The sequence below is a fragment of the Streptomyces niveiscabiei genome (assembly GCF_033794345.1).
GTDB classification, from domain to species: Bacteria; Actinomycetota; Actinomycetes; order Streptomycetales; family Streptomycetaceae; genus Streptomyces; species Streptomyces niveiscabiei.
In genome coordinates this window covers 424,338-435,822 of sequence record NZ_JARAYJ010000004.1, presented here as the reverse complement: position 1 = coordinate 435,822, position 11,485 = coordinate 424,338, and the positions used below count along the sequence as shown (strand labels likewise).

The 11,485-nt window shown below is 69.4% G+C and carries 14 protein-coding genes; 3 read left to right on the top strand and 11 right to left on the bottom strand.

Annotation, left to right across the window (positions count from 1 at the left end; genetic code table 11):
- Positions 1-155 precede the first annotated feature (155 nt).
- Entirely contained in the window at positions 156-662 is a 507-nt protein-coding gene (locus PV682_RS08265) for an HAD domain-containing protein (RefSeq protein ID WP_319725592.1), read from the top strand.
- Between the two features lie 69 nt (positions 663-731).
- Here the strand turns inward: PV682_RS08265 and dapD are convergent, their stop codons facing one another.
- From dapD to PV682_RS08250, 3 genes are all read right to left on the bottom strand, one after another.
- A complete protein-coding gene (dapD, locus tag PV682_RS08260; RefSeq protein ID WP_319725589.1) occupies positions 732-1,721 on the bottom strand; it encodes a 2,3,4,5-tetrahydropyridine-2,6-dicarboxylate N-succinyltransferase in 990 nt (329 codons plus the stop codon).
- Positions 1,722-1,842: 121 nt separating this feature from the next.
- Positions 1,843-2,382 (bottom strand): TetR/AcrR family transcriptional regulator, encoded by a 540-nt coding sequence (locus PV682_RS08255; protein ID WP_319725587.1) that lies wholly within the window; start codon positions 2,380-2,382, stop codon positions 1,843-1,845.
- Positions 2,382-2,702, bottom strand: a complete 321-nt coding sequence (locus PV682_RS08250; protein ID WP_319725586.1) for a DMT family transporter — start codon at positions 2,700-2,702, stop codon at positions 2,382-2,384. Before PV682_RS08250 ends, PV682_RS08255 begins: the two co-directional genes overlap by 1 nt.
- 216 nt (positions 2,703-2,918) lie before the next feature.
- Here PV682_RS08250 and PV682_RS08245 point away from each other — a divergent pair, with 216 nt between their 5' ends.
- On the top strand, positions 2,919-3,794 hold the full coding sequence (locus PV682_RS08245; protein ID WP_319725584.1) for an AbfB domain-containing protein: 876 nt from the start codon (positions 2,919-2,921) through the stop codon (positions 3,792-3,794).
- 55 nt (positions 3,795-3,849) lie between these two features.
- Here the strand turns inward: PV682_RS08245 and PV682_RS08240 are convergent, their stop codons facing one another.
- The 8 genes from PV682_RS08240 to PV682_RS08205 form a co-directional block, all read right to left on the bottom strand.
- A complete protein-coding gene (locus PV682_RS08240) occupies positions 3,850-4,182 on the bottom strand; it encodes a metal-sulfur cluster assembly factor (RefSeq protein WP_319725581.1) in 333 nt (110 codons plus the stop codon).
- The gene (sufU, locus tag PV682_RS08235; RefSeq protein WP_319725579.1) at positions 4,179-4,634 is read right to left on the bottom strand and encodes a Fe-S cluster assembly sulfur transfer protein SufU; all 456 of its coding nucleotides are present in this window, start codon (positions 4,632-4,634) and stop codon (positions 4,179-4,181) included. Before sufU ends, PV682_RS08240 begins: the two co-directional genes overlap by 4 nt.
- Before the next feature lie 13 nt (positions 4,635-4,647).
- A complete protein-coding gene (locus tag PV682_RS08230) occupies positions 4,648-5,904 on the bottom strand; it encodes a cysteine desulfurase (protein WP_319725577.1) in 1,257 nt (418 codons plus the stop codon).
- Positions 5,901-6,665: a Fe-S cluster assembly ATPase SufC gene (gene sufC / locus PV682_RS08225; RefSeq protein ID WP_319725575.1), complete on the bottom strand. Its 765-nt coding sequence runs from the start codon at positions 6,663-6,665 to the stop codon at positions 5,901-5,903. The genes PV682_RS08230 and sufC overlap by 4 nt, the downstream gene beginning before the upstream one ends.
- Positions 6,666-6,672: 7 nt before the next feature.
- On the bottom strand, positions 6,673-6,990 hold the full coding sequence (locus PV682_RS08220) for a non-heme iron oxygenase ferredoxin subunit (protein ID WP_055719186.1): 318 nt from the start codon (positions 6,988-6,990) through the stop codon (positions 6,673-6,675).
- Positions 6,990-8,171: a Fe-S cluster assembly protein SufD gene (gene sufD, locus PV682_RS08215; protein WP_319725571.1), complete on the bottom strand. Its 1,182-nt coding sequence runs from the start codon at positions 8,169-8,171 to the stop codon at positions 6,990-6,992. The genes PV682_RS08220 and sufD overlap by 1 nt, the downstream gene beginning before the upstream one ends.
- A gap of 81 nt (positions 8,172-8,252) precedes the next feature.
- A complete protein-coding gene (sufB, locus tag PV682_RS08210; protein WP_055719188.1) occupies positions 8,253-9,668 on the bottom strand; it encodes a Fe-S cluster assembly protein SufB in 1,416 nt (471 codons plus the stop codon).
- Positions 9,665-10,405 (bottom strand): helix-turn-helix transcriptional regulator, encoded by a 741-nt coding sequence (locus PV682_RS08205; protein WP_319725567.1) that lies wholly within the window; start codon positions 10,403-10,405, stop codon positions 9,665-9,667. Before PV682_RS08205 ends, sufB begins: the two co-directional genes overlap by 4 nt.
- 161 nt (positions 10,406-10,566) lie before the next feature.
- Between PV682_RS08205 and PV682_RS08200 the strand changes: the two genes are divergently transcribed.
- A complete protein-coding gene (locus PV682_RS08200) occupies positions 10,567-11,361 on the top strand; it encodes an aminoglycoside N(3)-acetyltransferase (protein ID WP_319725565.1) in 795 nt (264 codons plus the stop codon).
- Positions 11,362-11,485: the final 124 nt, after the last annotated feature.

Below are 11,485 nucleotides of genomic sequence, written 5' to 3'. Positions count from 1 at the left end.
CGCCCAGCGGTCAGCCTCGTCCCGGGACAGCCGGCCCGCGACAAGCCCAACGAAGCGATCTTCGATCTCATCAAGACTCGGCTGGCCGCTGGCATCCATACCCCGACCGTACAGGCAGGGCAAACGTTGCCTGATGCGGCACTAGCGTGAGCACCATGACACCCCGCCCCCTCCTCTTCCTGGACGTGGACGGCCCGTTGAACCCCTACGCGGCCCAGCCGGAACGCCGCCCCGAGGGCTACACGACCATCCGCGCCACAGTCCCCTCCCACCCCCGCCCCCTCCGAGTCTGGCTCAACCCCACCCACGGCCCTTCCCTCCTGGCCCTCCCCTACGACCTGGTCTGGGCCACAACGTGGATGTCCCTGGCGAACACCTGGATAGCCCCGACCGTGGGCCTCCCGCCCCTCCCCTACGTGGACTTCGGCACCGACCTCCTCACCCTCCGCCCCGACGAACTCCACTGGAAGACACCCCACTTGCTGGCATACGCCGCAGGCCGCCCCTTCGCCTGGGTGGACGACGAACAGTCCCCGGCAGACACGGAGTACGCCACGACCCACCACCCGACCCCAACCCTCCTCCACCACGTGAACCCCCGACTGGGCCTGAGAGAGGACGACTTCAGGGTCCTGGCGGAGTGGGCGAGCACCAACACGTGAGCGCCCTCCCCCGGTACGGGAAAGGGCGCTCAGCGAACCGAACCGAACCGAACCGGCGTGCCGCGTCGGTCAGTTGTGGCTGTGCAGAACCTCGTTCAACCCGCCCCACACCGCGTTGTTGGGCCGAGCCTCGACCGTCCCGGTCACGGAGTTGCGGCGGAAGAGGATGTTGGACGCGCCCGACAGCTCGCGGGCCTTCACGATCTGGCCGTCCGGCATGGTGACGCGGGTGCCGGCGGTGACGTACAGGCCCGCCTCGACGACGCATTCGTCACCCAGGGCGATACCGACCCCGGCCTCGGCCCCGATGAGGCAGCGCTCGCCGATGGTGATGCGGACGTTGCCGCCCCCGGACAGCGTGCCCATCGTGGACGCGCCGCCCCCGATGTCGGACCCGTCCCCGACGACGACCCCGGCGGAGATGCGGCCCTCGACCATGGACGTACCGAGCGTCCCCGCGTTGAAGTTGACGAAGCCCTCGTGCATGACGGTCGTGCCCTCGGCGAGGTGCGCACCGAGGCGGACCCGGTCGGCGTCGGCGATGCGGACGCCCTTGGGGGCGACGTAGTCGGTCATGCGGGGGAACTTGTCGATGGACGTCACCTGGAGGTGGAGCCCCTCGGCGCGCGCGTTCAGCCGGACCTTCTCGACGTCGTCCACGGCGACCGGCCCCAGCGAGGTCCACGCCACGTTCGCGAGGAACCCGAACATCCCGTCGAGGCTCAGCCCGTGCGGCTTCACGAGCCGGTGGGAGAGCAGGTGCAGCCGCAGATACACGTCGTGCGCGTCGACCGGCTTCTCGGCAAGTGAGGAGATGACCGTACGGACCGCGACGACCTCGACACCCCGGCGCGCGTCGGCGCCGATCGCCTTCGCCGCGCCCGCCCCGAGCAGCTCGACCGCCTGCTCGGCCGACAGCCGCTCACTCCCCGAGGGCCCGGGCCCGGCGTCGAGCGAGGGGGCGGGGAACCACGTGTCGAGTACGGTCCCGTCGGCGGCGATGGTCGCGAGGCCCGCGGCCACCGCGCCGCCGGTACCAGGTGCAGTCGTGTCACTCATGAGGGAAACCTAACCGGCGAATGCCCGCAGAAGCGAACCAGCCGCCGGGTGTCTCAGGGTACGAACGAGAAGGCCGCCGCCGAGAAAGGTACGAGGCACCCCGACCCACGCCCCCCACCCCTCACCCCCCGACAACCCTCCCCAACACCTCCCGAGCCGCCCCCTCGTCGTACTCCACCCCCGTCAGCAACACCTGCAAACAGATCCCGTCCAGCAACGCCACCACCCCCCGAGCCGTCACCTCGTCGGTCCTGCGTGCCAGCAACTCCCCGGCGGTCTCCGCCCATTCACCCGCCACCGCCTTCAACGCGGGCCGCCGCAGAGCGGCGAGATACAGCTCGTACTCCAACTCCACCCGCCCCGGATCCCCTCGCAGCCACTCCCCCAGCAACCGGGCGAGCCCACCCGCGAGATCACTCCCGGACTCCCACAACTCGACTTCACCGGCGAGCATTTCACCGAACCGCTCGTTGGCCTGCCGAAGCGCGGCGACCATCAGCTCGTCCAGCGTGGCGAAGTGGTACGTCGTGGAGCCGAGCGGCACATCCGCCTCCGCGGCAACGCTCCGGTGACTCAGCCCGTCCAGCCCCTTGAGCCGGACGACACGCAGCGCCGCGTCGATGATCCGCTGCCGCCGGTCGGGGTCGTACCGCCGCCCCATCAGTGCGCCCCGCCCAGGTTCAGCACCACGACTCCCGCCACGATCAACAGAATCCCGGCGATCTTCGCGCCCCCCACCCCGTCCCCGAACAGCACGACGCCGATCACCGCGATGGTCGCCGTACCGACGCCCGCCCAGATCGCGTACGCCGTCCCGATGGACACGCTCCGCAGCGCCTGCGCGAGCAGCGCGAAGGAGACGACGTACCCGAGCCCGGTCAGCAGGGAGGGCCACAACTTGCTGAACCCGTCGCTGTACTTCATCGCGCTGGTGGCGACGACCTCGGCGAGGATCGCGCCGGCGAGCATCAGATATCCCATGTGTACGAGCGTACACATCGATGTGTACGTCCGTACACATACACACTCGCGACGCCCGGTGATCCCGTCCTGTGAACGGCAGTTGAGAAAGCGTTATCGAACGCGATCACCCAAACCAGTACTCCCCGGTCACACGGTCCACTAGTGTTTCACCGTTCACACACCGGGCCCCCGCATTCGCGGCCCCGCTCATGGGCGCCGCTGGAGGATCAGCGCATGCCATTCAAGAAGTCCCGGCCCTCTCAAGAGAATTCGTGGGAGAACGGCTGGGCCCCGGACACCTCGCGGGCCCCCGGCACCCGACGTCTCTGGCTGGCCGGCGCCCTCGCGCTGGCCACGGTGACGGCCTGCGTCACGGCGATCACCGTCATGGACCAGGAGTCGCGCAAGTCCGACGAGGCGAAGCAGGCCGACACGAAGTCGGCCAAGGAGACCGGCCCCGGCCTGATCTCGTTCGCCACCCCGACCCCGACGCCGAGCATCTCGGCCTCCGGCGGCAAGGGCAAGGACAAGACGGAGCCCACGCCGTCGGGCTCCCCCTCCCCGTCCGCCCACCCCTCGGCCTCGCCGTCCCCGGCGGGCGACGACGGCAAGGGCACGGGCGGCAAGACCCAGCCCACCCCCACCCCGGCCGCCCCGGCCCCGGACAAGCCCCCGGCGCGGCCCGCGACCAACCCGTACGACCGCTCGATCAGCGCCGTCAACTACCCGGACCGCTACTGGCACGTCAGCAACGGTCTCGTGAAGCTCGACGCGCCGCGCGGCTCGGAGTCCCGCGAGGACTCCACCTTCACGGTCGTCCCCGGTCTCGCGAAGAACTCCTGCTACACCTTCAAGACGCACGACGGCAAGTACCTGCGCCACCGCGACTTCATCCTCCGCGCCGAACGCAACGACGGCTCCAGCCTGTTCCGCCAGGACGCCACCTTCTGCGCGGGCTACGGCGGCTACGACGCCGTCACCCTCAGCTCGATCAACTACCCCAACTACGCCCTGCGCCACCGCAACTTCCAGCTCCGCCTGGACCCGTACGGCTACAACACCACCAACCGCCAGGACTTCTACTTCCACGTGACGACGCCGCTGGGCTGAGCCACCGGAAACAGAAAGAGGGCGAGGTCCGTGAAGACCTCGCCCTCAGTCATGCTCAGACGTTGAAGCCCAGCGCCCTCAGCTGCTCCCGCCCGTCGTCCGTGATCTTGTCCGGCCCCCACGGCGGCATCCACACCCAGTTGATGCGCAACTCGTTGACCAGCCCGTCGGTCGCCGACTTCGCCTGGTCCTCGATGACATCGGTCAGCGGACAGGCCGCAGACGTCAGGGTCATGTCGATCGTCGCGATGTTCGCGTCGTCGATGTGGATGCCGTAGATCAGGCCGAGGTTGACGACGTCGATGCCCAACTCCGGGTCCACGACGTCGTACAGGGCCTCGCGGACCTCGTCCTCGGACGCCGGCTTCATCTCCACGGTCTCGGTCATGCCGACTCCCTTTCCGCGAGGGCCTGGGCCGTCGCGTCCTTCCAGGCCATCCAGCTCAGCAGGGCGCACTTGACGCGCGCCGGGTACTTGGAGACCCCGGCGAACGCGACGGCGTCCTCCAGGACCTCCTCCATCGCGTCGTCGGGCTCGATGCGGCCCTTGGACTGCATCAGCTCCAGGAAGGTCTCCTGGATCTTCTGCGCGTCGGCGAGGTCCTTGCCGACGAGCAGGTCGTTCAGGACGGAGGCGCTGGCCTGGCTGATGGAGCAGCCCTGGCCCTCGTACGACACGTCCTCGACCGTCGTACCGTCGTACTTCACGCGGAGCGTGATCTCGTCGCCGCACGTCGGGTTCACATGGTGCACCTCTGCGTCGCCGTCCCGAAGACCACGCCCGTGCGGGTTCTTGTAGTGGTCCAGGATGACTTCCTGGTACATCGAATCCAGCTTCACGACCAGCAGCTCCTCAGCCGAAGAAGTTCCGTACGTGCTCCAGGCCGTCGACCAGTGCGTCGATCTCGGCCGGCGTGGAGTACAGATAGAACGACGCTCGCGTGGTCGCAGGAATTCCGTACCGCAGGCAGACGGGCCGCGCGCAGTGGTGACCGACGCGTACGGCGATCCCCTGCTCGTCCAGTACCTGACCCACGTCGTGCGGGTGGATGTCACCCAGCGTGAAGGAGATCGCGGCGCCCCGGTCCTCGGCGGTCGAAGGCCCGATGATGCGCAGACCTTCCACCTCGGTCAGCCGCCGCACCGCGTACTCCGTCAGCGCGTGCTCGTGCGCCAGGATCTTGTCCATGCCGATCGCGCTCAGATAGTCGATCGCCGCGCCCAGACCGACCGCCTGCGCGATCGGCGGCGTCCCCGCCTCGAACTTGTGCGGAGCCGGCGCGTACGTCGAGGAGTGCATCGACACGGTCTCGATCATCTCGCCGCCCCCGAGGAACGGCGGCAGATCCTCCAGCAGCTCCTGCCGGCCCCACAGGACACCGATCCCGGTCGGCCCGCACATCTTGTGCCCGGTGAAGGCCACGAAGTCCGCCTGGAGCGCCTGCACGTCCAGCGGCATGTGCGGCGCGGCCTGCGAGGCGTCGATGCAGACCAGCGCACCGACCTCCTGCGCGCGGCGCACGATGGCCTCGACGGGGTTGAGCGTCCCGAGGATGTTCGAGACCAGCACGAACGAGACGATCTTCGTCTTCTCCGTGATGATCTGCTCGATGTTCGACAGGTCGAGGCGGCCGTCGTCCGTGAGGCCGAACCACTTCAGCTTCGCGCCCGTCCGCTGCGACAGCAGCTGCCACGGCACGATGTTGGAGTGGTGCTCCATCTCCGTGATGACGATCTCGGTCTCGGAGTCCACGCGGTAGGGCTCGTCGGCCCAGCCCAGCATGTTCGCGACGAGGTTCAGCGACTCGGAGGCGTTCTTGGTGAAGATCACCTCGTCCCGGGAGGGCGCGTTGATGAACTCGGCGACCTTGTCGCGCGCGCCCTCGTACAGCGCCGTGGCCTCCTCGGCGAGCACGTGCACACCGCGGTGGACGTTGGCGTTGTGGCGCTCGTAGTACTCGGCGAGGGCGTCCAGCACCTGGCGCGGCTTCTGGGAGGTCGCCGCGTTGTCCAGGTACACGAGCTTCTGGCCGTCGTGGACCTGGCGGTCCAGGACGGGGAAGTCCTTGCGGATCGCCTCGATATCGAGGAGGCCCGGCAACTGCGTCACTCTGATGCGCCGCCCTTCGTGTACGCCTCGTAGCCCTCGGCCTCCAGCTTGTCGGCCAGCTCGGGGCCGCCCGACTCGACGATCCGCCCGTTCGCGAAGACGTGGACGTGGTCGGGCTTGATGTAGCGCAGGATGCGCGTGTAGTGCGTGATCAGCAGCGTGCCGACCTCGCCGGTCTCGCGGACGCGGTTGACGCCCTCGGAGACGACACGCAGGGCGTCGACGTCGAGGCCGGAGTCCGTCTCGTCGAGGATCGCGATCTTCGGCTTGAGCAGTTCGAGCTGGAGGATCTCGTGGCGCTTCTTCTCACCGCCGGAGAAGCCCTCGTTGACGTTGCGCTCGGCGAAGGCGGGGTCCATGGAGAGGCGCTCCATGGCCTCCCGGACCTCCTTGACCCAGGTGCGCAGCTTGGGGGCCTCGCCGCGGACGGCGGTGGCGGAGGTCCGCAGGAAGTTGCTGACGGAGACCCCGGGCACCTCGACCGGGTACTGCATCGCGAGGAAGAGGCCCGCGCGGGCGCGCTCGTCGACGGACATCTCCAGGACGTCCTCGCCGTCCAGCAGGACGGTGCCGCCGGTGACCGTGTACTTCGGGTGACCGGCGAGGGAGTACGCGAGCGTGGACTTGCCGGAGCCGTTGGGGCCCATGATGGCGTGCGTCTCGCCCTGCTTCACGGTCAGGTCGACGCCCTTGAGGATCTCCTTCGTGGCGTTGTCGGCCTCGACGGTGACGTGCAAGTCGCGGATTTCAAGCGTTGCCATAGGTGCCTCAGGACTCCTGGTTGAGGGAGACGAGCACGTCGTCCCCTTCGATCTTTACGGGGTATACGGGTACGGGGCGCGTCGCGGGGAGGCCGGACGGCTTGCCGGTGCGGAGGTCGAAGGCGGAGCCGTGCAGCCAGCACTCGATCTGGCAGTCCTCCACCTCGCCCTCGGAGAGCGAGACGTTCGCGTGCGAGCAGATGTCGTGGATCGCGAACACCTCCCCCTCGGTCTGCACGACCGAGACCGGCGTGCCGTCGAGTTCCACCCGCTTCGGGGTGTCCTCCTCCAGCTCGCTCAGCCCACAGGCGCGTACGTACGTCATCAGACGGACGCCTCCAGCTCCGCGTCGATCTTCGCGAGGAGGCGCTCCTCGATGTCCGGGACACCGATCTGCTGGACCAGCTCGGCGAAGAAGCCGCGCACGACGAGCCGGCGGGCCTCCTGCTCCGGGATGCCGCGGGCCATCAGGTAGAAGAGCTGCTCGTCGTCGAACCGGCCGGTCGCGGAGGCGTGCCCGGCGCCGACGATCTCGCCGGTCTCGATCTCCAGGTTCGGTACGGAGTCGACGCGCGCGCCGTCGGTGAGGACGAGGTTGCGGTTCATCTCGTACGTGTCCGTGCCCTCGGCCTTGGCCTCGATGAGCACGTCGCCGATCCACACCGCGTGGGCGCCCTCGCCCTGGAGCGCGCCCTTGTAGACGACGTTCGACTTGCAGTGCGGGGTGTTGTGGTCGACGAGGAGGCGGTGCTCCTGGTGCTGGCCGGCGTCGGTGAAGTACAGCCCGAACAGCTCGGCCTCGCCGCCGGTCGCGGCGTAGGAGACGCGCGGGTGCAGCCGTACGACGTCGCCGCCGAAGGTGACGACGACGGACTTGAAGCTGGCGTCGCGGCCGACCAGCGCGCTGTGCTGGGCGACGTGGACGGCCTTGTCGTCCCAGTCCTGGATGGAGACGACGGTGAGCTTGGCGCCGTCGCCGAGGACGTACTCGAGGTTGGCCGCGATGACCGCGTCGCCGGTGTGGTCGATGACGACGACGGCCTCGGCGAAGGCGCCCAGCTCGATGACCTGGTGGCCGAAGCGGGTGCCGCCCTCGCCGTGCACGGCGACGCGGATGGGCTCGGTGAGGACCGTCTCCTTGGCGACGGTGATCACGGCGGCCTGCTCGAACGCGGAGTACGCCTGGGCTGCGACCCGGTCGACGGGGGCGCCGGCCCGGCCGAGCCGCGCGTCGTCGCGGCCGACCAGCTCGACGGTGACGCCCTCGGGTGCCTCGACGGCCACCTTGACACCCTCGCCGGTGGCGACGGCCGTGCCGTCGTGCAGCCCGCGCAGGCGCTCCAGCGGGGTGAACCGCCACTCCTCCTCACGGCCGTGGGGGACGGGGAAGTCCGCCACGTCGAAGGAGGGGGGCGCGCTCATGCGGGTGGCGACGGTGGACTCGGCGGCCACCGCGATGGCGCCGGCGGTGGTGGACCCCACCGGGGAGTTCTGAGCCTCAGCCATGGCTGTCGTAGTGCTCACTTTCTTACGCTTGTATGACTTCAGAGCTGACAGAGCCGTGCGGCTCCCTGGAGGCCGGTGCGGTCAGCCGACCGCGCCTTCCATCTGGAGCTCGATCAGCCGGTTCAGCTCCAGCGCGTACTCCATCGGCAGCTCCTTCGCGATCGGCTCGACGAAGCCGCGCACGATCATCGCCATCGCCTCGAACTCGCTCAGACCGCGGCTCATCAGGTAGAAGAGCTGGTCCTCGGAGACCTTGGAGACGGTCGCCTCGTGCCCCATCGACACGTCGTCCTCGCGGACGTCGACGTACGGGTAGGTGTCGGAGCGGGAGATCGTGTCGACGAGCAGCGCGTCGCACAGCACGTTGGACTTGGAGCCCGGCGCGCCCTCACCGATCTCGATGAGACCGCGGTAGGACGTACGGCCGCCGCCGCGCGCCACCGACTTGGACACGATGTTGGACGACGTGTTCGGCGCCATGTGGACCATCTTCGCGCCGGCGTCCTGGTGCTGGCCCTCGCCCGCGAAGGCGATGGAGAGGGTCTCGCCCTTGGCGTGCTCGCCCATGAGGTAGACGGCCGGGTACTTCATCGTCACCTTGGAGCCGATGTTGCCGTCGACCCACTCCATGGTCGCGCCCTCGTAGGCGACGGCGCGCTTGGTGACCAGGTTGTAGACGTTGTTCGACCAGTTCTGGATGGTCGTGTACCGGCAGCGGGCGTTCTTCTTGACGATGATCTCGACGACCGCGCTGTGCAGGGAGTCCGACTTGTAGATCGGCGCCGTGCAGCCCTCGACGTAGTGCACGTAGGCGCCCTCGTCGACGATGATCAGGGTCCGCTCGAACTGGCCCATGTTCTCGGTGTTGATGCGGAAGTAGGCCTGGAGCGGGATCTCCACGTGGACGCCCGGGGGGACGTAGATGAAGGAACCGCCGGACCACACGGCCGTGTTCAGCGAGGCGAACTTGTTGTCGCCGACCGGGATGACCGTCCCGAAGTACTCCTTGAAGAGCTCCGGGTGCTCCTTGAGCGCGGTGTCCGTGTCGAGGAAGATGACGCCCTGCTCCTCCAGGTCCTCGCGGATCTGGTGGTAGACGACCTCCGACTCGTACTGCGCGGCGACGCCCGCGACGAGGCGCTGCTTCTCCGCCTCCGGGATGCCGAGCTTGTCGTACGTGTTCTTGATGTCCTCGGGCAGGTCCTCCCAGGACTCCGCCTGCTTCTCCGTGGAGCGCACGAAGTACTTGATGTTGTCGAAGTCGATGCCGGAGAGGTCGGAGCCCCAGTTCGGCATGGGCTTCTTCTCGAACAGGCGCAGGCCCTTGAGGCGCAGCTTCGTCATCCACTCGGGCTCGGACTTCTTGTCCGAGATGTCCTTGACGACGTCCTCGTTCAGTCCTCGCTTGGCAGCCGCACCGGCCTCGTCGGAGTCGGCCCAGCCGTATTCGTACTTGCCAAGACCCTCGAGTTCGGGGTGGGCAGTCTCCGTGGTCATGCGGGGTTCCTCCCGGCCGTGCTTGCTGATGCGTTGTGGGAAATCTGAGGGTCCTTCGGGCTTGCGGAAGCCTTCGGGATGAACGTCGTGCACACGCCGTCGCCGTGGGCGATGGTCGCGAGACGCTGGACGTGGGTGCCGAGCAGCTCGGCGAAGAACTCCGTCTCCGCCTCGCACAGCTGCGGGAACTGCTCCGCGACGTGCGCCACGGGGCAGTGGTGCTGGCAGAGCTGCTCTCCCACGGGCGCGCTCCGGGCCGTAGCAGCGTACCCGTCCGCCGAGAGGGCCTTGGCCAGGGCTTCCGCGCGCTTCTCGGGCGGGACCCCGGCAATGGCCCGGCGGTAGGCGGGCGCCTGCGCGGCGACGCGGGCTCGGGCGAACGCGGTGACGGCATCCTCGCCGCCCTCGCGCTCGGCGATCCAGCGCAGGGCCTCGGCGGCCAGCTTGTCGTACGACTGGTCGAAGGCGTCCCGGCCGCAGTCGGTCAGGACGAACACCTTCGCGGGACGGCCGCGCGTGCGGGCGCCGTAGACCCGCTGTTCGCGGGCCTCCACGACCAGGTCGGCGGCCAGCGCGTCCAGGTGGCGGCGGACGGCCGCCTGGGTCAGGCGCAGGCGGGCGGCGAGCTCGGCGACGGTGGAGGGGCCGTGGTCCAGGATCGAGCGGGCGACGCGGTTGCGGGTGGACCGCTCACCGGTCGCGAGCTCCTCCTGCGGGGCCTCACCGACGTTTTTCACAACGCCATTGTTGCGTAATTCACCGAGCTCGGGCAAGCCGCACCCTCCCCCGCCCACGGTGCCCTGCGTCACTTAGGCATACCTAATCTGACCTGCGGAAACGATCTTCCGGCCGGTCAAACCGGTGGACCCCGCCGCGCCCCCGCGAGACACTCCCGACCATGCCCACACCCCCTCCCACCGGCCCACTCGTCACCCGGCAGACCCTCGCGGACGACCTCAGCGCGCTGGGCGTGGAACCGGGCGAAACCCTCCTCGTCCACTCCTCCCTCTCCGCCCTCGGCTGGGTCAACGGCGGCGCCGTCGCCGTCGTCCACGCCCTCCTCGACGCCCTCGGCCCCACCGGCACCCTCACGGTCCCCACCCAGTCCGGCGACCTCTCCGACCCCGCCCTGTGGGGAAACCCGCCGGTCCCCGAGTCCTGGTGGGAGGAGATCCGCACGACCATGCCCCCGTACGACCCGGCCACCACCCCCACCCGCGGCATGGGCGCCATCCCCGAGACCGCCCGCCGCTGGCCCGGCGCCCTGCGCAGCGCCCACCCCCAGACGTCCTTCGCGGCGATCGGCCCGGACGCCGCGAAGATCACCGCGGACCACGCCCCCGACTGCCAGCTCGGCGAGCGCAGCCCCCTGGCCCGGCTGGAGTCCCTGGGCGCCCGCGTCCTCTTCCTGGGCACCACGTACGCCACCTGCACCGCCTTCCACCTGGCCGAATACCGCGTCCCGAGCCCCCTCACGACCCACGGCCACCCCACCCCCGACGGCTGGCGCACGGTCACCGACCTGGCCCTCTCCGACGACCTCTTCCCCGAACTCGGCCACGACTACGAACGCGACCGCCCGGTGGTCCGGGGCCGGGTGGGCGCGGCGGACACCCGCCTGTTCCCGCTCCGGGACGCGGTGGCGTACGCGACGAGGTGGCTGGCGATCCATCGGCCGTACGAGACGCCGTGAGGGCGACGGGGCGTCACCGCCGAGCCCCGCATCACCCACGCCACCGGCCGGGCCCCGGCCGGCCCCGACGGCCCGATGCCCCCGCCGACCCGCCCCGCCGGATGCCCGGCCGGGAGACCCCGCA

What these genes read in the sequence shown, in the direction of transcription:
- sufB (WP_055719188.1), bottom strand. Translation starts at nt 9,668, where the DNA reads ATGACCACGGAGACTGCCCACCCCGAACTCGAGGGTCTTGGCAAGTAC.
- PV682_RS08220 (WP_055719186.1), bottom strand. Translation starts at nt 6,990, where the DNA reads ATGACGTACGTACGCGCCTGTGGGCTGAGCGAGCTGGAGGAGGACACC.
- PV682_RS08240 (WP_319725581.1), bottom strand. Translation starts at nt 4,182, where the DNA reads ATGACCGAGACCGTGGAGATGAAGCCGGCGTCCGAGGACGAGGTCCGC.
- sufD (WP_319725571.1), bottom strand. Translation starts at nt 8,171, where the DNA reads ATGGCTGAGGCTCAGAACTCCCCGGTGGGGTCCACCACCGCCGGCGCC.
- sufC (WP_319725575.1), bottom strand. Translation starts at nt 6,665, where the DNA reads ATGGCAACGCTTGAAATCCGCGACTTGCACGTCACCGTCGAGGCCGAC.
- PV682_RS08255 (WP_319725587.1), bottom strand. Translation starts at nt 2,382, where the DNA reads ATGGGGCGGCGGTACGACCCCGACCGGCGGCAGCGGATCATCGACGCG.
- PV682_RS08200 (WP_319725565.1), top strand. Translation starts at nt 10,567, where the DNA reads ATGCCCACACCCCCTCCCACCGGCCCACTCGTCACCCGGCAGACCCTC.
- PV682_RS08250 (WP_319725586.1), bottom strand. Translation starts at nt 2,702, where the DNA reads ATGGGATATCTGATGCTCGCCGGCGCGATCCTCGCCGAGGTCGTCGCC.
- dapD (WP_319725589.1), bottom strand. Translation starts at nt 1,721, where the DNA reads ATGAGTGACACGACTGCACCTGGTACCGGCGGCGCGGTGGCCGCGGGC.
- PV682_RS08245 (WP_319725584.1), top strand. Translation starts at nt 2,919, where the DNA reads ATGCCATTCAAGAAGTCCCGGCCCTCTCAAGAGAATTCGTGGGAGAAC.
- PV682_RS08265 (WP_319725592.1), top strand. Translation starts at nt 156, where the DNA reads ATGACACCCCGCCCCCTCCTCTTCCTGGACGTGGACGGCCCGTTGAAC.